The organism is Brevibacterium sp. SMBL_HHYL_HB1 (genome assembly GCF_018208375.1).
Classification (GTDB): domain Bacteria; phylum Actinomycetota; class Actinomycetes; order Actinomycetales; family Brevibacteriaceae; genus Brevibacterium; species Brevibacterium intestinavium.
In genome coordinates, this window is record NZ_CP062936.1 from 1,015,048 (window position 1) to 1,036,460 (window position 21,413).

Below are 21,413 nucleotides of genomic sequence, written 5' to 3' on the forward strand. Positions count from 1 at the left end.
TGGTCATCTTCCCGCGAGGTACGAGTAATGGTGTCTTCCCACCCTGTGGCTTCCCCTGCCGCTGTAGACGGCAGAAATCCTGCGAATCAGAAGCGAAGCAGCGGGTATTCTTCAGCTCTCGCCCCAGGATCCGTCGTCGAGGTCCGCGACGAAGAGTGGCTCGTCACAGGTGTGCAGACCGTCTACGAACGGTCAACGCATCAAGAATTGATCCCAAGCAGACCAGTGCAACGCATCGAGGTGCAGGGGCTGTCGGAACTCGTTCGGGACACAAGCGCTGTCTTCTTCGATTCCATCGATACGGTCACTCCGATCGACCCCAGACAGGCTCCGCTCATCAACGATCCGAGCTCCGGTTATCGAGACGCGAAGCTCTGGCTGGAAGCCACACTGATGAAGACAGCGACGGCTGTCGAAGATACGAACCTCACCGTGGCCGATGGGATGCTCATTGATGCCAAGGAGTACCAGCAGGCCCCGGTGCGAAAGATCCTCGATCCGCAGAATCTTCGCCCGCGCATCCTCCTCGCCGATGCAGTCGGGCTCGGCAAAACGATCGAGATCGGACTCATCCTCGCCGAGCTCATCAAGCGGGGACGCGGTGACCGCATCCTTGTCGTCACACCCAAGCATGTGCTTGAACAGATGCAGCACGAGATGTGGACGAAATTCGCCATTCCCTTCGTCCGTCTCGACTCCCAAGGCATCCAGCGGATCCGGCAGAAGCTGCCGGCCACACGCAACCCGTTCACATATTTCAAACGAGCCATCATCTCTATCGACACGCTCAAATCCGACCGATACCTCGCGCACCTGCGGCGCCACAAATGGGATGCTGTCGTCATCGACGAATCCCACAACGTCACGAACACGAGCTCACTCAACCACCGCCTGGCTGACACGTTGGCGAAGAAAACCGACGCCCTGATCCTGGCCAGCGCCACTCCGCACAACGGCAAGAAGGAGTCGTTCGCCGAACTCATTCGGCTTCTCGAGCCCACCGCTGTCAAACCGGACGGCAACCTCGACGAGGAGGCCGTGAAGAAGCTCATCGTTCGTCGGCATCGCTACTCCGAAGACGTGAAGAAGGAAGTCGGAGCGGACTGGGCCGAACGCAAAGAGCCACAGGCTCGCATCGCCCAAGCCAGTCTCGAAGAGAATGCCGTCGCCGAGGAACTCGACCAGATCTGGCTTCACCCCAACGGATCGAGCCCCTATTTCGGCAAGACCAGTCTCTTCCCCTGGACATTGGCCAAAGCCTTTCTCTCCAGCCCTGCAGCCCTCATCGAAACCATTGACAACCGACTGCGCGTCCTCGAGACTCATGAGCCGACCGAAGCAGTCACTCGAGAGCGCAACTACCTTGGCCGCCTCCGTGACTACACTCAGGACAGTCTCGAAGCCGTCGAACGCAACCGCGCGCAGAAGCGTCCCCAGACCGGCAAATACGGCGCCCTGCTCGACTATCTGAAGGAAATCGGAATCGGACCGAAGAATGACACCCGGGTCGTCATCTTCGCCGAACGCGTCGCCACTCTCCACGCGCTGCAAACCGACCTGACACAAGACCTCAAACTCAAAGACGAACAAGTCGCGATCCTCCACGGAGGGCTGTCCGACGTCGAGCAACAAGATGTCGTCGAATCGTTCAAGAAGAATAGCTCACCCATCCGAGTTCTCGTCACCGGCGACCTGGCCTCCGAGGGAGTGAACCTGCACTCTCAGTGCCATGAGCTCGTCCACTTCGACATTCCCTGGTCCCTCATCCGCATCGAACAGCGCAACGGCCGCATCGACCGCTACGGGCAGACGCAGCGCCCGCAGATCACGACGCTGGTTCTGCAGCCTGACTCCGAACGCTTCTCCGGTGATATCCGTGTGCTCAAAAAGCTCATCGAGAAGGAGAACGAAGCGCACACCGCACTCGGCGATGCTGCCGCGCTCATGGGCAAGTACACCGCCGAGGCGGAAGAAGAAGCGATCAAGGCTGCCTTGGCCAAAGGCCAGGATCTCGACGATGTGGTCACCGGGGTCGAGGCCGCGACGCAGGGCGATGAGATCCTCGATCTGATCATGAATGGCCTCGCCGACGACACTGACGACGGTGCGTCGAACCCGAACAGTCGGGGCGCCGCGCTCTATCCAGGCGACACCACCTACCCAGGTGCGGAAACATACCCGACACGCCCCGCGACCGGTCTGACCCTTTATCCCACCCCGGTCGACTTCCTCCAGGACGGTCTGGCGATGGTCTTTCGCAACCATCCTGAACAGCGCCCCGCCGCCGATGGCAGCGGGGGAGTGAATTGGCAGTTCCACTCCCGCGAGGCGATTGCCGAACTCGAACCGCCCCGCGACATGTGGTCGCGTCTGGAGAGCCTGCCGCAGAGTTATCTCAAAGAACGCGGAGTGAAAGCGAACTTCAAGCTCGCGACGAACAAGACGGTCGGCCGCACACTGGTCGAAGCAGCTCGCAACTCGACAGACGCGAGGAACGCGTCACTTTGGCCCGAAGCCCATTACCTCGGGCCTCTGCACCCGGTCCTCGACTGGGTCGCCGACCGAGCCTTGTCGCGCATTCCCAAACGCGGGGGAATCTATCTCGTCCGCGCCGACGTGGAAGCTCCTACTGTCCTCGTCCACGCTGGGTTGACGAACCGCCGTGGACAGATGGTTTCGAGCATCTTCCGCTCAGTCACCTTCCCAAGCGGCAGCCCCGACTTCGGTCTGACCGGAGAATTCGCAAATGCCGCAGCCCTCATCGCTGACCTCGGGCTGCAGGCCACGACCAACAACCCGGGCCCCATCGACACGAGCGTCTATCAGCCGTTGATCCCCGCCGCGATCGATACCGTTGCTGAGAGCATCGAGGAGGTCATCGAATCCGGCAGGCGACGGATCGAAAGTCGCGTACATGAGTGGTTCGAACGCAATGAGAAATGGAAACAGGGAGCACTCGATCTCGTCCAGGCCACCAGGGTGAAGCAGCGGCTGAGAACCGTCAACGAGGAAGACGAACTCATCAGATCGATGCAACCGAACCGCAGCCTGTTGCGACCGCTGCTCGTCGCGGTCCCCATCAGCACACCGGTGACCGAAACCTTCGACGAGAACGCAGAGGAGAACTGACATGGACGAACTCACCGTCATCCAAGACTTCGTCAGCGACGACTACTTCTCCTCCGACGCCGCGAAGGAGTCCTACAAAGCCAAAGCTCTCGAGCTGCGCAAAGAATGGGAACAGGAGGCCGCCACCGCCGAGGCAGAAGGTCGAGACCTGGTCACGCCGCTGAACTCGTGGACCAACGCCCGGCAGCAGCTGCAGAAGCGCCTCGTCTCCCTGACCGAAGGTCTCGGTGAGAACGCAACACTGACTGCCGATGAGCGCGAGGCTGTGGCCGGATTCGACCAGCAGCTGCTCGACTTCCTCGGTTATTCGAACGGGTATGACATCACTGTCGGTCGAAACCCCGATGGAGAGGAATCGGCCTATCTCGAAGTCCGCGGCACTGCCACCGCAGAAGACTCTGTCCCGCTGCTGATCGTCCTCGCTGAGCCGGTCACAGACATCGCCGAACTCCTCGACAAGAACTCACCCACCCTGCTGCGATCGATCATCGAACCGGTTCCCGGCAGCACCGAGAAGATCGAGCGCACGGACTCGGTCGCCCGGTATCTCTCTGCACGCTTCGTTGACGACACCCCACCTCAGTTCGCTCTCGTCCTGGCCGGATCGTTCATGCTCCTCACCGCGGCCGAGCGCTGGCAGGAGGGCCGATACCTTGCCATCGATCTCGGCCTGCTGTTCGAACGCAATGACACCAAACGCGGGGGAGCAGTCGACCGGTTCTTTGCCTGCGCCAGCGCCAAGGCACTGGCCCCCAGCGCCGAGGGCACCACCTGGTTCACCACGGTCCTCGAGGACTCCGTCAAACACACAGAGAAAGTCTCAGAAGACCTCCGCGAAGCAGTCCGTGACTCAATCGAGCTCATCGCCAACGAGGTCGTCAAGCGTCGCCGTCGCGCAGGACTCGATCCGCTGCCGGCAGAGGAAGCTCAGCCTCTGGCCAAACAAGCACTGAGGTACCTCTACCGGATCCTCTTCCTTCTCTTCGCCGAGGCCTCTCCTGAGCTCGAAATCGTGCCGACCGGAGCCACCGACTACGAGTCGGGATACGGCATCGACCGTCTGCGGGACCTCGCGCTCGTCGATATCCCCACTCGTGGTGACGGGACGCACCTGTACCAGTCCTTGGCCGTCCTGTTCACCCAGATCCAGTCCGGACACAATGATCTCCGCCTCGCCGAGGCAGCCGAACCCGATCCCGAAGCGCCGATGAGCGAAGGGCTTGAGTTTCATCCCCTCGAAGCCGATCTGTTCTCCGCGAAGGCGACAGTCCATATCGACGAGGTGGGTCTGGGCAACGCCGCTCTGCAGCAGGTGCTGCAGAAACTGCTCTTGAGCAAAGAAACGGCGAAGAAGGACCGCGGGTTCATCTCCTACGCTGAACTCGGCATCAACCAGCTCGGCCGAGTCTACGAGGGTCTGATGTCCTACACGGGCTTCTTCGCCGAGACCGACCTCTATGAGGTCGCTCCGAAGGGAGACGCGAGCAAAGGTAGCTGGGTCGTACCGACCACACGAGCCGAGCACATCGACGCTGATGACTTCGTCCGTGAGGTCGATGAGGTGACAGGTGAGGAGAAGCCACGAGTCCACCGCCGAGGCAGCTTCGTCTTCCGGCTGTCCGGCCGTGATCGACAGCAGTCGGCTTCGTACTACACGCCTGAGGTGCTCACCCGTTTCACCGTTTCTCAGGCCCTGGCAGAACTCCTCACCGAAGACATGTCGGCCGACGCCATCCTTGACCTCACGGTGTGCGAGCCAGCCTTGGGGTCCGGAGCCTTCGCTCTCGAGGCGGTCAACCAGCTCGCTGCAGAGTATCTGCGGCGCAAACAGGAGGAAGTCGGCGAGCGGATCGACCCTGCTGTGTTCCAGCAGGAGTTGCAGAAGACCAAAGCGTACATCGCCTTGCACAATGTCTACGGCGTCGACCTCAACTCCACTGCCGTCGAACTCGCCGAGATCTCACTGTGGCTCGACACTATGGTGGCAGGGCTTTCCGCTCCGTGGTTCGGCCTGCGGCTCAGACGCGGCAACTCTCTTATCGGGGCTCGTCGGGCTGTCTACTCACGTACCACGGTCAAGGACAAAACCTGGTTGAAGTCGACACCGGAGAAGTCGACCGCCGAGGCGCGTGATCCGCAGAGTATCTATCAGTTCCTCCTGCCCGCCGAAGGCTGGGGAGCTGCCGCTGATGCCAAAGAAGGCAAGGCGCTCGCCCCCGATGCGGTGGCTAGACTTAAGAACTGGCGCAAGACGGTGCGGACGAAGCTCAGCGACACGAAGACTAACGGGCAGATCGGTCGACTCGTCGGACTCTCGAAGCAGGCAGACGCGCTCTGGGAGATCGCACTCAAACGCCTGTCCATTGCCGAGGCGGAGTCCCGGCGAACCATCGGCGTGTGGGGCCTCGATGAGACGGCTCCAGGGACGACGGTGACGCGGACTGAGATCGAAGCGAAACTAGCGGACCAAAATGGGGCGTATCAGCGTCTGCGGCGTGTCATGGATGCTTGGTGTGCACTGTGGTTCTGGCCGCTCACCGAAACTGAGATCGCACCGCCCAGCGTCGAAGAATGGATCGACGCCTGCGAGCAGTTGCTTGGCAGATCGACCGAAGAATCGAAGTCTCAGAAGGTTGCCCGTGAAGCAGGCCAGGCATCGATGTTCGACGTGGACAACTGGGCAGAACTCAACGAGTTCGAAGCCAACCAGCGGGCTCTCTCTCGCGCTGCGGCGCGCGTAGAGAACGTCCTCGATGCGCATCCATGGCTGCAGATCACTGAGAGGATCGCCGAACAACAGGGCTTCTTCCACTGGGATCTCGACTTCGCCACGGTATTTGCCAAAGGCGGATTTGACCTGCAGCTCGGAAACCCGCCATGGGTGCGGCCCCGCGGGGACGTCGAGGCGCTGCTTGCAGAGGGCGATCCTTGGTGGCAGTTGGCGCATAAGCCGTCAGAGGCCGCGAAGAAGGAGATGCGCGAAAAGACTCTTGCCCGAGAGGAAGTTTATGAGCTTGTTCTGGATGGATCGACTGATGTGGTTTGTACGGCTGCGTTCGTAGCCGACGAAGCAACCTATCCCTTCATTGCTGGGACACAGCCTGACCTCTATCGCTGCTTCATGGAGCTCACATGGACAAATGCGAGCAGCGACGGATCAATCGGGCTGATTCATCCAGAATCGCACTTTACCGATGACAAAGCGGACAATCTGCGCCGCAGCGCCTACCTTCACCTGAGGCGGCATTGGCAGTTTATTAATGAATTGTCACTGTTTGAGATCCATCATCTTGTGACATACGGAGTTCACGTGTATGGACGGACGAGAAGCACGGGAGCCAACTTTTTGATGGCGTCTTCGCTGTACCATCCAGAAACTGTTGAACGCTCACTGGTGCATAACGGGGATGGCGCAGAACCTGGGCTCAAGGATTTGGACGGGGGTTGGGACGTCCGCCCGCACACGAATCGAGTGCTGCGGATCAAAAATGACCAGCTGAAAGCATGGAATGACACTCTTGGAGAAGAACTCTCTTCTCCACTGAGTACAAAAATGGTCTATACGGTAAACCGTGCGTCAGCCAAGGTCCTTGAGAAGCTCAGCTCGCAGAAAAGGATCGGGTCGTTGGTCCCCTTATTCAGTAGGGGATGGGACGAGTCAATCGACCGGAAGAAGGGTCGTTTCGAACTTCAATGGGGCGAACCAGATACCTGGAACGACGTCATTCTGCAGGGGCCGAATTTTCACGTTGGAGTGCCGTTCTACAAGCAGCCGAATTCGACGATGAAGAACAACCTCGACTGGTCGGAAGTGGATCTCGAGCAGCTACCTGGCGATGCGGTGCCTGTGACGAGCTACAAGCCGATTCGCGATGGCCAGTATGACCAGCTCTACACCCATTGGGCCCTCTCTAATGGCGACCGAGTTCCTGCCCGCGACTACTATCGAGTGGGGTGGCGGTGCATGGCTGCTAACACCGGAGAACGAACACTAATTCCGGCGATCCTTTCTCCCGGGACAGCGCACGTGGATGGTGTTTTCAGCATGGGGGTACCTAGTTCCGAACAAGACGTCCTGCTTTTGGCTGCAGCGACTATATCAAGCTTGTTGGTTGACTTTTCGGTTAGGGTCGCCCCCAAGTCGACCATTCGTACTAACACCTTGTTACGACTTCCTATGGTTCCGTTGGGTCACCCATTGTCATCGTCTCTGGAATCTCGAGCGCTCATGTTGAACTCTCTGACCGACGCCTATGCAGAACTCTGGAATTCCTGCACCGATCTCACGTCTGGAGGTCAAGCCTGGACCGGCGATTACGGCTACCCAGACTCCGTCTCGATGGATGTTCTCGATTACGAGTGGTCCGAAGCCTCGCCTCTGCGCCTCGCGGCTGACCGGCGTCAGGCGCAAGTGGAGATCGATGCGCTCGTAGCGCTCATGCTCGGTGTGACCGCCGATGAGCTCTGCTCAATTTATCGAACGCAGTTCCCCGTCCTCTACAAGTACGACACTCAAAGAGACCACTTTGACCAGAACGGTCGACTGGTCCCCGCCGATGTGCTCAAGACGTGGCGGAAGCTCGGCGAGGCGGCCACCGATGACGACCTCACCGCGACCAACGCGCAAGGTTTCACCTACACCTACGCACCTCCGTTCTCCACGCTCGACCGCGAGGCCGATATGCGCACCGCATACGCGGAGTTCGAACAGCGCCTCGCTGATCGTGAGAACCGAGCATCCGCAGCTGCAGAAGGAGCCGCGTCTTGAGTCAGCTTCTACCCACCGCACAGGCCCGCCGCGCCCGCGAGTCACTCACCGAATACCTGCGCACCACCTTCGCCCTCGCCGACACTGAAGTGCAGACGGCCCTCGACCAATTCCTCAGTGATCCGGACACCGGAATCTTCAAGGGCCCATTTGTCCGCACCCGCACACCCTTCAAACCGCAGCCAGGAGGAGGGGACGCACTCGAGATCACTCCTGGGAAATTCGAACCCTACGGGCACCAAGCGCGCGCGTTCGAACGGTTGAGCAGTCGTCGCCTCGGCGAGGGACAGCAGCCGCAGCCGACTTTGGTGACAACGGGCACGGGATCCGGCAAAACCGAATCATTCCTCTACCCGATCCTCGACCATGTGGTCCGCCACCGGCGACAAGGAGGGGCCGGAGTCAGCGGGCTCATCCTGTACCCGATGAACGCTCTGGCCACTGACCAAGCCCAGCGTTTGGCACGGATGATCACTGAAGATCCCCAGCTCGGCGGAATCAGAGCCGGGATCTATATCGGTGACAGCGGGGATGCGAGACGCTCCCGTGTCACCGCCGAGGGGCTCATCACCGACCGCGAGGCCATCCAGGCGAACCCGCCAGACATCCTCCTGACGAACTACAAAATGCTCGACCAGATGCTCCTGCGTGTTGCCGATCAGAAGATCTGGTCCGACAGCGCGCTCAGTCTCCGCTACCTCGTCCTCGACGAATTCCACACCTATGACGGAGCTCAAGGCACGGACGTGGCCATGCTGCTGCGACGGCTCGGCATGAAGCTCAAATCGCAGTGGCCCGAAGACCATCCCGCCATCACCGACGAAGACCGAGCACGGCCGCTGGGACTGATGACACCCGTGGCAACAAGCGCGACCCTTGGCGACAAGAACGACCCCAGCCGAATCCTCAACTTCGCTCGCACCGTCTTCGGCCAGGAATTCACCGATGATGCTGTGGTCACCGAGTCTCGCTACTCCGTGGAGGAATGGGCAGCACTGCCCGGAGTTGAGCTCACCCAGGAGCGAGCCGCGCTCGTTCCTGTCGACAATGTCCGTGCCATCGATCTCGTCTCTGCGCTGCAGTGGATCGAGGGCGCTCCGGAAGCCACCGATGAGGCCGCGGCTTTGAGATCCCTTGCGACGATCTTCAACCTCGGCGACGAGATTGTGGCCCATGGTTCTCCAGGTCTCACTGCCGAATGGGAGAGCGTGCGCGAATGCCTCGGTGAGGACACAGCTCAACTGCTCACCCTCATCAAGGGACACCCCTGGATACGGTCGCTTCTGGAGGCAACCACCTCAGCGATTGGGCTCGACGACCTCGGGGAAGAACTCCTCGGTACCCGCAGCGCCGCAGCACAGCGCTACCTCAGCCACATCATTGCAGGACTGAGCTTCATCCGCGCCGAGCAGCGATTGGCAGCTCCAACAATCGACGCGCACATGTGGGTGCGGGCGCTGACGCGGATTGACCGAATCGCCGGTGGAGAGACCGAATTTTCCTGGTCCGACGACGGGCACCTCATCACCGGTGAGACCGGCGGCTGGGATGACAACTCTGCCAGAGAGAGCTTCCCCGCCATCTACTGCCGCAACTGCGGCCGCAATGGATGGGGCATCGTCAAATCTGCCGTCGGCGATCAGCTCGCGGCTCCCGATGTGGATAAGGACATTCGACGCGAGTCCGCAGCAGGGAACTCCCGATTCCGGGCTCTCATCAGCGCCGGCAGTGAAGCCGACCGCTACGACCTCTCCGGCGGAGACCCGGACGAACTGCATGAAAACCTCGCAGCCTTCAACGTCCGCGAACGCGACTTCATCACCCCCGGGCGGATCTACGGCACCGCGACCATCCCCGATGATCTTGCCGAAGCCCTGCGCGCCGGGGACATCCTCCCCGTCCTCGTCTTCCAGGGCACGGATGCCGACGAGAAGTCGAAGGGAGAATACTGCCCGGCATGCGGGGAACGTGACTCCATCCGCTTCCTCGGCTCCGCAGTAGCCACACTGCTGTCCGTGAGCCTCTCGACCCTCTTCGGCGACCAGCACCTCGATGACCACGAGAAGAAGTCCTTGGTCTTCACCGACTCCGTCCAGGACGCAGCCCACCGAGCCGGGTTCGTCGAATCGCGATCCCATGTGCTCACCCTGAGGAACGTCATTGCCGAAGCTGTCGGGGACGTGAGCACGCTCGAAGCCGTGGCCGGGCAGATCATCTCTCAGGCTGGCGAGGACTCGGCAAAGCGGTACCGTGCGCTGCCGCCGGAATTCTCCACCGACCGTTACGCCGACGTGCGGGCCTGGTGGCAGCAGCCGCAGAGGACGAACCGAAAAGCGGCTGAGAAGGTGATGAAACGACTGTCCTTCGACGCCGCGCTCGAATTCGGACTCCAATCTCGATATGGCCGCACACTGTCGACCACCGGTACAGTCTACGCCGAGGTCGCCCTGCCTGAGACCGGAGAGCTTGACGCAATCGTCGGTGAGGTCCTCGACGAAGCGGGAGCACTCAACGGAATGCTCGATCTTCCAGACGGGGGAGGACCAACCTCGGCGCAGGCCCGTGGCGCCTGGGTTCGAGCAGTCGTGGAACGGCTGCGCACCCAAGGAGCCATCCATCATCCGTGGCTGGAAAGATACGTCGCCAGCGGCGGATACCGTATCTGGATCTGGGGAAAGCGCAAACGAGACCAAGGCATGCCGGCGTTCCCGACAAGTCGCAATGCTCCGGCCTTCGCTGTCACGGGGATGCCGCGGAAGGCGATCGGCGGTCGCAGCGGATCCCTCTTCGACATGGTGGAATCGAATCAAGGCTGGTACGCGAGGTACGCGGCCAGGACATTCGGCATCACCGCTAACCACGGCGCAGGGCTGACCAAGCTCCTCTTACAACGGCTCGCCGCTGCTGGAATCCTCCGGGCCGTGCCGGTCAAGGACTCCGAGGCGATTGCCTACGGGATCGAACCGGTCCGGATCCGGCTCGAACGCGCCTTCGACGAGCCCACTGAGACGTCGAAGAACCTCGAGTGCACGGTCTGCGGAACCGCCTTCCCTGCCGCCAGTCGGACGTTGGACCACCTCGACGGCGCACACTGTCTCCTGGTCGGCTGTGCCGGCACTCTGCAGGTGGGGACGGTCGCGCGCAACTTCTACCGGGACCTCTACACGAGCGCGCAGATGACCCGAATCGTCGCCCGCGAACACTCGAGCATGCTCGGTACCGAGGAGCGGAAGGCCTTCGAAGACGGATTCAAGCACGGGTCCGACAACCCTTCCGCTCCGAATGTCCTCGTCGCGACGCCGACACTCGAGATGGGTATCGATATCGGCGACCTGTCGACGGTGATGCTGGGATCCCTTCCCGAGACCGTCGCATCCTATGTTCAGCGAGTCGGCCGAGCTGGGCGCCTGACAGGCAATGCGCTCAACCTTGCGATCGTCGGCAGCACGAGCACCGAGCTGCGCACGATCCACGACCCGCTGTCGATCATCAACGGCTCCGTCCAACCGCCGGCTACCTACCTCGACGCCGTTGAAATCATCAAACGTCAGTACCTTGCTTTCCTCATGGACAGACTGGCACAGGCACCGGGAGCGGCTCAGAAGCGCGGAGTCGGCGATGTCTTCGGCGCCGAACTCGGCAAGTCTGAGTTCCTCAACGCTGTCACCGACCTCAATGATCATTCTCATACCGAGCTGCTTGCCGAATTCCTCGCCGGCTTCGGCGACCTCATCGACCAGGCGAAGACAGAACTCACTGCCTGGGCCAGCGTCGCTGAGGACGGAAGTTCAGGCCTGAAATCAGCGGTATGGCGGGCCCATCAGGACTATCGCTACGAGGTCGAATCACTGCAGCATCAGCTGTCCGAGATCAATCTGGCACTCAATGACCTCCAAGCGGCAGCCGCCCATGAGGCCACTGCCACGGAAGAAGACAAAGACGCCTACCGCCAAGCCATGTCGGCACACAAGGCGACAGAACGGGGGCTGGAGAACGAACGTCGCCGGTATTGGATCGAAGCTCTTGAAACCTACCAGCTGCTGCCGAACTACACGCTTCTCGATGACACCACTCAGTTGGACGTGTCTCTGCGCTGGCGGGACGAGGAGACGCAGACCTATGAGAACGAACGCATCGAGTTCGAACGCGGCGCTAAACAGGCATTGCGTGATTTCGCACCTGGTTCTACGTTCTACGGACGGTCGTTGGCCACGCGCATCGATGCGGTCGAACTCGGTCCCAATCAGCAGGAGACCTATGAGCTGAGGTTCTGCGCGGCATGCGGCTACTCCCACGACCGGCGCACCGGCACCACGCCACCTGCCCAGTGCCCGCGGTGCGGCGACGCATCCATCGCCGATGTCGGTCAACGTCTCACCGCTGTACAGCTGCGCAAAGTCAGTGCCATGGTCAACCGCGACGAAGCCCGCATCAGTGACGCCGATGATGAGCGCCAGCACAAGTCATACACCACCGCATCTACCGCAGATATCGACCCAAATTCGATGAGTTCACGTTGGTTCGTCGACGGATTCGGATTCGGAGTCAGCTACCTCGACTCAGTGACGGTGACCACGACAAACTTCGGACCGCGTGGGCAGGGTCAAGAAATCCTTGCCGGCGGTGAGACGATCGTCAATTCCGGATTTGTCGTCTGCGACCATTGTGGAAAGCTCGACAGATCCACCAACGGGAATCAGCCCACCGATCATCGACCGTGGTGTCCTAAACGCAATGATCTCGAGGAATCGAACCTCAGCCTCGTCCTCACCCACCGTCTGACCACTCAGGGCGCACTCATGCGTCTGCCGGAGAACCTTCTCGTCGGGGAATTCAACGCACTGACGACACTGCAAGCGGCGATTCGGCTGGGATTGGCGAAGCACCTCGGCGGGGATCCCGACCATATCGACATCATCCCGGCCAAAGAGCCTCTTGAAGCCGGCGGTGTCGTCGACGCCCTCCTGCTTCACGATATTGTGCCGGGCGGAACAGGGTACTTGGCTGATCTGCGTGATCCCGACACGATGTGGAAGGTGCTGTACGAAGCTTGGCGGCATCTGGCCGACTGTGAGTGCAAGGATGCGAATCAGTGGGCGTGTGCGAAATGTCTGTTGCCCTACGTGCCTCGCTCGAGCTCGTCGACTGTCAGCCGGTCCATTGCGGAACAGGAGCTTGCAGAACTGCTGGTGGCGGGTCGAAGCGATGTCGCGCTCAGTGGGAACGCCGAAGCCGACGCTGATCACCGCTGGAAGGTGTCCGCCGAGGTTCCTCAAACCATGGACCCTGAGTCCTATCTTGAGAGGCGGTTCCGGCAGGTTTTCCGCGACCGGCTGGAGCGAGCGAATATCGTGGTGCAGGACAAGCCCGCACCAACGGGCACGGAGCTCTCGATCCACCGGACGGGATCCCGCATCGCCTGGAGGCTGACGCCCCAAGTGCCCTTGGAACGCACCAAGCCGGATTTCCTCCTCCAGTGCGAGGCCGTGAATATCCCTGATATCGCGATCTACACGGATGGTCGAGCCTTTCACGCCTCGAGCGCGGTCAACCGGCTCGCCGACGATGCCGCGAAGCGTGCTTGGGTGCGCAGTCAAGGGCACCTCGTCGTCGCCATCACCGATGCGGATGTCGAATCGGCATCGGTTGAAGCGCACAGGCAGGAATCAGCTGGGGGCGCAGGTCTGCCCGATTGGTTCTCACGACAAGTCGTCTCGACTGTGCTCAATCGCCCGGAATTCGGATGGACGGCCCAATCTGAGGAAGCGCTTGGAAACCCGATCGATGTGCTCATCGGTCTGATCCAAGCCGTCACGAGCTCTGAGCCGGACGTTCCGAAGTCGATGTCTGCAGCAGGCGATGGTGTTCCTCTGTTCTTCGCTATGCAACCTCAGGGCAGACGTGTGATTTCGCTCCCCGACTCGAGGAGTTTGGCTGAAGCCGTCGTTTCTGACACCGCCGGCAGCGCGCCGCTGCCCGATCACCCGGCGGGAGAGACGCCCGAGGGCGACAGGCGCGGCTTCCTTTCCCGCCGAGGCGCCTTGACTGTTCTGGCGGCGCCCATCGATCGGTCGATGACGCGTTTCGATACTGCGGTCGTGCTCGACGACCGTCCTGAGGCGATGGCAGACGCTGAGGCGTTCGCAGAAGCGTGGAGGGAATGGCTGCACCTGTCGAACATTGTGCCAGTCCGTGCCCCGGGCACCCGTGTCGAGCTGGCGACGGTTACTTCTGTGCTCGCCGATCGCGGTCAGCAACCTGAGTCGGCTGATCTCGGCAGTGCTGGGACCAAAGACGGTGTCGACATCGCGCGAGTTACTGATGGCGGTGTTCCGTTGTCGGCCGAATGGGTCGAGCTTCTCTCACAGCCGGAGATGCTGCCGGAAGAAGCCGAGCTTGCGAACGCTCTGGCGGCCTCAGGCGTGATCAACGTGCCTGAGTGGGGTTACGAAACCGATGAAGGCATCTCCCTTGATTTCGCCTGGCCGGAGGAGAAGATTGCTGTGCTGCTCGAACCCGACGGGGATGACGCCGTCGAACTGGAAGACAGCGGGTGGACTCTCGTGTCTGCCACTGTCGATACAGTGACATCGGCGCTGGTCGAACGAGGAACTGAGCCTTCCTCGGCGTTTATCTCGGACAGCAGTAGTGAAGACGGAAACGGGGACAGGGAAGGCGCTGATCGATGAACATCACGATGCACAAGAACATGTCCAAGATGGAGAAGTCCATCAAAAGCAAGGCTTTTGAATTTCTCTTCAAGCTCGGTCAAGACGATACGGCTCCCGGTCTCCACATCGAACCGATTCGAAATTCAGCCGACCGGCGCTTCCGCACCGGGCGTGTCGACAAGTTCTGGCGCGCTGTTCTCTTCAAACTGACCGGCAAGACCGGCACCAGCTGGGTCATCTACGGCGTCTATCCGCATGACGACGCCATCAAACTCGCTTCCACCCTCAAACTCGATGTGAATCCGACGAACGGAGTCACTGAGATCACTCTGGTCGACAAGGTCGACCCTGAGGAGCTCGAAGCACGTTTGGCAGCGACGCCAGACGAAACGAAGTCTGAAGAGCCAGGTTCTCGAGATGCTGCGGCAGTCGATGAACCTCAGTCCGATAGTGGTCTCTCGCAGGCGCACGATAATGGGGCCAGAGCGGAGCTCGTCGGCGACTCAAGCGATGCACGCTCCCAGATCCCTTCGACCTTCGTACGCCCGCCCGCTGACCCGGTTTTCGCAGACAAACCGCTGACCGAGACGCTCGGTTCGGTATCGGATACGCAGCTTGTCTCCGAGCTGGGCATGTGGCGCAATGTTGTTGCGGTGGCACGGTCGTGCCGGTCTGTCGATGAACTGCTTGATCGACTCGACGCACTGAAGATTCCCGAATGGCAGTCAGACGCGTTGCTCGACTTGGCCTCGGGCACGAGTTATACCGATGTGACGAAGAAGCTGTTCGGTGGCGAAGAGGACAAGACGGTTGCCGACGAGGCAGTCGTTGATGTTCCTCCGATTGCGGTGCCGGCCAGTGACGAAGGGACGCCAGATGGATCAACACTGTCGGGAACTGCGGAACAGAGCGAAGACGATGCACTCATCGCCGGCCTGCGTACTTCGGCCGCGCAGCTGAGCTTCGCCGAAATTGAGGACGAAGACGAGCTCAAGCGCGTGGCCGAAGGCGGAGACTTCGAGGCGTGGAGAGTCTTCCTCCACCCCGAACAGCGGCGCTGGGCTCAGCGTGGGTACAACGGTCCGTTCCGACTGTCCGGGGGAGCCGGCACCGGCAAGACCGTTGTCCTCGTTCACCGTGCTGTTCGACTAGCCAAGGCCCCAGTCCCTGTCGATGGTGTGGCACCGCGGGTTGTGCTGACAACGTTTACCAGAAACCTCGCCAGCGAGCTGGAGGCACAGGTCTCGACTCTCGACGGCTCAGTTCCTCGCGCAGGGCAACTGGGTAACCCTGGACTCTATGTGGCCGGAGTCGATCAATTGGCTCTCGAAGTGCTGCGCAGTGCCACCAGCGAAGAACTCACGCAGGCCACAACTCGGCTCTTGGGCCGACCTCATGTGAGTATCAGGAACCGGAGCGAACCATCTGACTGGGACAGGGCACTCGAGACAGCATCCGAAGATCTTCCGGAGCGGGCACGCAACCGTGTGTTTCTTGAGGACGAGTACGAACAGATCATTCTCCCCAATCGGTTGTCGAAGAAGAGCGACTATCTGCGGGTACGACGCCCCTCCCGGGGCGTCCGTCTGTCGAGGCAGCAACGCGCGTTGGTCTGGGATGTCATCGAAGCGTACAGAGTCCGGACGGCGACCAATGACTCATTAAGTTATGTGGAGGTCAACCACCTGGCGGCGCTGATCATCGAGACCCGTGCGAAAGCGATCGATCTGCCGTCGGCATCCGAGGCAGAACGCCGAGCCGCGTATCCGGTTGATCATCTGCTCGTCGACGAGGGACAGGACCTGCACACCGGCCATTGGATGTTCTTACGAGCCGTTGCCCGACCGGGCCGCGATGACATGTTCATCGGTGAGGACTCGCATCAGCGGATCTACGGGAACAAGGTGGTGTTGTCCAGGTTCGGCATCAACATCGTCGGTCGATCCCGTCGGTTGACGCTCAACTATCGCACCACGGAGCAGAACCTCGCATTTGGCTTGAACATTCTGTCTGGTGGTTCTTTCACCGACCTCGAGGACTCGGCGGAGTCGGTAGAAGGATATCGCTCGCTTCGCACTGGAGTCGCCCCGCTGGTCAGAGGATTTAGCACTCTCGACGAGGAACTTGAATTCGTTGCCTCTCAGCTCAACCAGTGGCTCAAGGAATGCGAATACGATCCCACGCTCAAACCCGAACAGATCGCGGTGCTTGTCCGAAGTGATCCTGGTAAGGCTGCGCGCAGGTTGGGAGAGTACGGCGTGAGCGTGCAGCCGGTTGGTAAGGGCCTCATCAAAGAAGGGCTGCCAGTTGTCATGACTATGCACCGCGCGAAGGGTACCGAGTTCCGCAACGTCGTCATCATGCATGCCGGCAGCGACGACATCCCGTCGAGGCTCAACGCACGTTTCCAGTCAGAGGACTATATCGCCGACTTCAATTTACGTGAGCGGTCGTTGCTGTATGTGGCTACGACACGGGCGCGGGATCGGTTGGTAGTGACGTATTCAGGAGACGGTAGTGACTTTTTCACGGAATGACTGTGGGAAGGAACCAGCACCTTTCAGCCGAATGCAATTAGAAAAAGGCGAAACTGATCGCCATACTTGTCTAAATGAACGGCCGAAGGATGACCACATGGACAGCTGGGTGCCGTTAGTTGAGCTGTTAGAAGAGCTTGAACTAAGCCCTCTTGAGAAATCCGGGATCGACAAGACAAAGTTTATCGGGGGACTGCTGGCTTTCGGAATGTCTCTAGCCTTATTTTTAGTGCTTGCGACAGGAGCAATATGGCGGAAGGGTATGTCGGCGTATCCTGGCCTGTCGGTTTCTATAGTTATTTTATTTTTACTTGGAGTTATTTTCTGCTTGTTCGGTTCGTCTTCGAATCAGTTCCGTTGGATGACTGTTAAATTTCAGACGATTTCGAACACCTTGGTGAAAATTTTTCAGGTGCTTATCGCTATTTATTTGTGGTCATCTTGTGGTCTTTTAATATTTTTTATAATATATCCGAAAGATATAGATTCGCGAAATCAGTATATTGTGGCCCTGTTACTGGTGATCCTGGCTGTGGGCTTCCTCTGCGCGATGTTGTGGAATCAGCCGGTGCCATTAAGGATCATTGAGCTCAGGGCGGGTCTTAGTGTCCAGGGGTTTTCGGCCGGCTTTGAGGTGAGTGTGCTGGTCGCATTCTCAGCTGTTGCCGTGGCTAGCCTTTCGAGATTGTCTCTGAGTTGGGAATCGGTCGCCTGTGCCTTGCTTTTGGGCCTGGTTGGCTACTGGGCGTACAGGTGGAGAAAAATTGAAGAGTCGAACTCGGCAGTAATAGACACAATAGATCGAATTCGGACCGCGGCGCGACGCGTCAATCTCGACGATGGAGAGCTGGGAAAGTCCAAGAGGTTCAATGAACTTCTCGACTCATACCGGGAGCTTCAGTTGTTTCTCCTGTCCGGCACTAAGCACGTTCGTCAACGAGTTATCTCATTTGGCTTGCTGACTCTTTGCGCCGTCGCGGACGCCCGGCGAAACGTGGGGGTTGTGGCGAGTGAGCTAGTGCACGGATCTGATAGGATACCTGCTTCACAGAAGATATTAGACATGACTGACGAAAAGTTTGCTCATGCATCGGCACAGCTGTTTGACGGAATACAGCGCATGATGAGTGATGGTTTTTATCCGCAAATGTCTAATAAAGAGTTGAAAAAGGAGCGAAAAGGAAACGTAAAAAGTGATCTGTACCACTATCTGAGGTTTTGGTCGTTGAGGTTCTAAAGTTCGCTTGTAGTTCAACTCCGATGCTCGATGTCGATACGATGGAACGTATGAAGAGCATAGGTGAGGTTGTCGATGTCCAGTCGACATATGCAAAATTGTCAGAAAGAATCAAGCTACGAATCGACGAAGCACGCTCTCTTCTCTATGGAGAGGCCATGGATGAACGTGACGTACTCTACGCAACATTGCAGTTGCGCCTGTCGATTGAGGAGATAGCGTGTGCGTCTCTTGTGGCTAATCGTTCAGCGTTCGAAGATCGGCGCCAGGTGTTCAGGCTTCGAAAGTTCGAACATGTTCAAAAGGCGCTAAAGAGTATTAGCCACGAATACTGGCCTAAGGGCGTCTCCGAAGAGGGGCCGTACCAAAATGTAGGAAAGCGGCATTCGGTAGCACCTGTGTAACGAAGTGGTAGCAGGAGCGCGGGGATCCGGTAGCACCACTCCAATGCCCCGCGCTCCCAGCTTACGGTCACGCCCGACTATCGGCTTCAGGTTGCTGTCGAGTCTTCTTCCGCATGTTCGGGCCATCGAGTTGGACGATCTCGCTGACGGACACGAGCCGGCTCCTGACTTCCACAACTAGGCGCTGATTTCGCGATTCCGTTCGTGTTTGTGCTGGTCACAAGGCCGGGAATTCTGTTGGTGGGACACTAATTGGCTCCTGACTTCCACAACTAGGCGCTGATTTCGCGATTCCGTTCGTGTTTGTGCTGGTCACAAGGCCGGGAATTCTGTTGGTGGGACACTAATTGGCTGTCTACGATGGGGCTATGTCGCCTCGTCTGCGGAAAGTCACCACCGGGTCCGGGGCCACAGCCGTGCAGATCGTGCGCAAACACCGTGGGAAAGTCACCGTCCTTGAACACCTCGGATCCGCTCATACAGAAGCAGAACTAGCGGCTCTGCTCGCTGCCGGCGAAGAAGGGCTCGCCGACTACGGGGCGGCCGAACAACTCGAACTTGAGCTGGGCCTACCTACCGATGCTGCCGTGCCACCGCGGGCCCGAACTGTGGTGGGATCACGGTCTTCCGTCCTCATCGATGCCATCGCCGAGTCGTGGAAGAGACTCGGTTTCGACGAGGTGGTCAACGACAACGCCTTCTTTCACCTCGTGCTGGCACGGCTGGTTGAGCCGACATCGAAAGCCGACAGTCTCCGTGTCCTTGCCGAGCTCGGTATCGAGCCACCGCACCACAACACGTTCCTCAACTGTCTGGTTCGGGCCAACGAACGCGACTACCGGGACAAGATCGCCGAGAAATGCTTCGCCCACAGCATCGCCACCACCGGCATCAGTCTGCTGCTGTATGACGTCACGACACTGTATTTCGAGGCTGAGAAGGAAGATTCTCTGCGTCAGGTCGGGTACTCCAAAGAACGCCGCGTGGACCCGCAGATCGTTGTTGGACTCCTCGTCGATCGGACCGGATTCCCGTTAGAGATCGGCTGCTTCGAAGGATCGAAAGCAGAGACCCACACGCTCATTCCCGTGATCAAAGCCTTCCAAGAACGCCACCAGGTGACAGACATGGTCGTCGCCGCCGACGCCGGAATGCTGTCGGCAAAGAACCTCAAAGAACTCGATGACGCTGGGCTGCGGTTCATCGTCGGGTCGAGGCAGACGAAAGCTCCACACGATCTGGCGACGCATTTTCGGTGGAATGGTGAGTACGCCGAGGACGGGCAGATCATCGACACGATCACCCCGAAAGGAACCAAGCGGCTTGATCCTGAGCGGGTGAAGAAGAGACGCGAACCCGTCTGGTCAGCGAAAGAGCATCCTCATGCGTGGCGAGTGGTGTGGCAGTACCGGCGCAAACGGGCGATGCGTGATGAGCAGACGCTGAACCTGCAGCGCAACCGGGCATTGGCGATCATCGACGGTGACAAGCCGGCGAAGAAGGCTCGGTTCGTCAAGGTCACTGATGAGGAGAAAGCCTTCGATGAGAAGGCTTATGAGCGGGCGATGAAGCTGACAGGGTTCAAAGGCTACGTGACGAACATTCCCGTCGGGACCATGCCTGCGGCCGAGGTCATCGGCAGCTATCACGACCTGTGGCATGTCGAGCAGTCTTTCCGGATGTCGAAGACCGACCTACGAGCCAGGCCGATCTTCCACCGCACCAGAGATGCGATCGAGGCGCACTTGACAGTCGTGTTCACCGCGTTGGCCATATCGAGGTTCATGCAGGACACGACTGGGGCGTCGCTGAAGAAGATCATCACATCGTTGCGGCCGCTGCGGGAGTTCACCGGCCGCGTGGGTGGGCAGGACATCACCTTCGACCCAGAGGTCACCGGGGAAGCGAGAAAAATCGCGGGTGAGCTACTGCCGGACCGTTTTGCGGGGCACTAAAGTTGTGGAACTCAGGTTGGACGATCTCGCTGACGGACACGAGCCGGCTCAGTATCGATTCGGCGATGACGGCATCGTGGAGTGATTTGTACCAGTCTTCGGGGTCGAACTGGGACGTGACAACCGTGGCTCCGCGGCCTTCTCTGCTGGCAAGAATGTTCAGGATCTTCGCCGTCGTGTCCATCGAGATCGGAGTGGTGAGGAAGTCATCGAGGACGAGGACGTCGCAGTTGCGCAGACTGTCGAGGAACCGCAATCCTCCGGGATCAGACGGTTGATAGACAGCTAACCGGTTCCCCAGATCATCAAGCCGCCAGTAGGCGACTGTGTAGTCCTTCCGGCAGGCAGCGTTGACCAGGGCCTGGGCCAGATAGGACTTGCCGACACTGGTCTTGCCGAGGATGATCACGTTCGTCGCATTCTCAATCCAGGCACACGATGCGAGCCGATCAACAACGTCACGAGTCAGCGTCCGATCAGGCAGGTAACGAATGTCTTCGACACAGGCCGCGGGGTTCGGGGTATGCGAGGCTTTGAGGAGTTTATGGACGCGACGTTCTGCCCGGGCTGCGAGCTCGATATCGAGAGCGTGGTGAATCTTGGCTGAGAACGTCCAATCGTCGTAGTCGGAATCGTTGGCGATATCGATCACGGCCTGCCCGAACGCGGTCATCCGCAACTGGGTGAACGTCGCCATGTCATCAGTGGTCAA

The 21,413-nt window shown here is 59.5% G+C and carries 8 protein-coding genes; 7 read left to right on the plus strand and 1 reads right to left on the minus strand.

The genetic code is table 11. The features are described from left to right. Positions 1-225: 225 nt before the first annotated feature. From IG171_RS04815 to IG171_RS04845, 7 genes are all read left to right on the plus strand, one after another. Entirely contained in the window at positions 226-3,129 is a 2,904-nt protein-coding gene (locus tag IG171_RS04815; protein WP_249204067.1) for a helicase-related protein, read from the plus strand. Position 3,130: 1 nt separating this feature from the next. Continuing rightward, the gene (locus IG171_RS04820) at positions 3,131-7,897 is read left to right on the plus strand and encodes a class I SAM-dependent DNA methyltransferase (RefSeq protein WP_212130278.1); all 4,767 of its coding nucleotides are present in this window, start codon (positions 3,131-3,133) and stop codon (positions 7,895-7,897) included. Further along, a complete protein-coding gene (locus IG171_RS04825; RefSeq protein WP_212130280.1) occupies positions 7,894-14,586 on the plus strand; it encodes a DEAD/DEAH box helicase in 6,693 nt (2,230 codons plus the stop codon). The genes IG171_RS04820 and IG171_RS04825 overlap by 4 nt, the downstream gene beginning before the upstream one ends. Beyond that, the gene (locus IG171_RS04830) at positions 14,583-17,105 is read left to right on the plus strand and encodes a UvrD-helicase domain-containing protein (RefSeq protein WP_212130282.1); all 2,523 of its coding nucleotides are present in this window, start codon (positions 14,583-14,585) and stop codon (positions 17,103-17,105) included. The genes IG171_RS04825 and IG171_RS04830 overlap by 4 nt, the downstream gene beginning before the upstream one ends. A gap of 97 nt (positions 17,106-17,202) precedes the next feature. Beyond that, positions 17,203-18,342 carry a hypothetical protein gene (locus IG171_RS04835; protein ID WP_212130284.1) on the plus strand — a complete coding sequence of 380 codons (1,140 nt, stop codon included), beginning with the start codon at positions 17,203-17,205 and terminating at the stop codon, positions 18,340-18,342. Between the two features lie 23 nt (positions 18,343-18,365). Beyond that, positions 18,366-18,746, plus strand: a complete 381-nt coding sequence (locus tag IG171_RS04840; RefSeq protein WP_212130286.1) for a hypothetical protein — start codon at positions 18,366-18,368, stop codon at positions 18,744-18,746. A gap of 368 nt (positions 18,747-19,114) precedes the next feature. Next, entirely contained in the window at positions 19,115-20,701 is a 1,587-nt protein-coding gene (locus tag IG171_RS04845) for an IS1634 family transposase (RefSeq protein ID WP_212127892.1), read from the plus strand. On the opposite strand, the gene IG171_RS04850 is transcribed toward IG171_RS04845, so the two are convergent. Further along, positions 20,640-21,413: an ATP-binding protein gene (locus tag IG171_RS04850; protein WP_249204068.1), complete on the minus strand. Its 774-nt coding sequence runs from the start codon at positions 21,411-21,413 to the stop codon at positions 20,640-20,642. The two genes, IG171_RS04845 and IG171_RS04850, sit on opposite strands and share 62 nt — an antisense overlap.

Excerpts from the sequence above, each read along its gene's own strand:
- IG171_RS04840 (WP_212130286.1), top strand. The coding sequence starts at position 18,366 with ATGCTCGATGTCGATACGATGGAACGTATGAAGAGCATAGGTGAGGTT.
- IG171_RS04835 (WP_212130284.1), top strand. The coding sequence starts at position 17,203 with ATGGACAGCTGGGTGCCGTTAGTTGAGCTGTTAGAAGAGCTTGAACTA.
- IG171_RS04820 (WP_212130278.1), top strand. The coding sequence starts at position 3,131 with ATGGACGAACTCACCGTCATCCAAGACTTCGTCAGCGACGACTACTTC.
- IG171_RS04845 (WP_212127892.1), top strand. The coding sequence starts at position 19,115 with ATGTCGCCTCGTCTGCGGAAAGTCACCACCGGGTCCGGGGCCACAGCC.
- IG171_RS04830 (WP_212130282.1), top strand. The coding sequence starts at position 14,583 with ATGAACATCACGATGCACAAGAACATGTCCAAGATGGAGAAGTCCATC.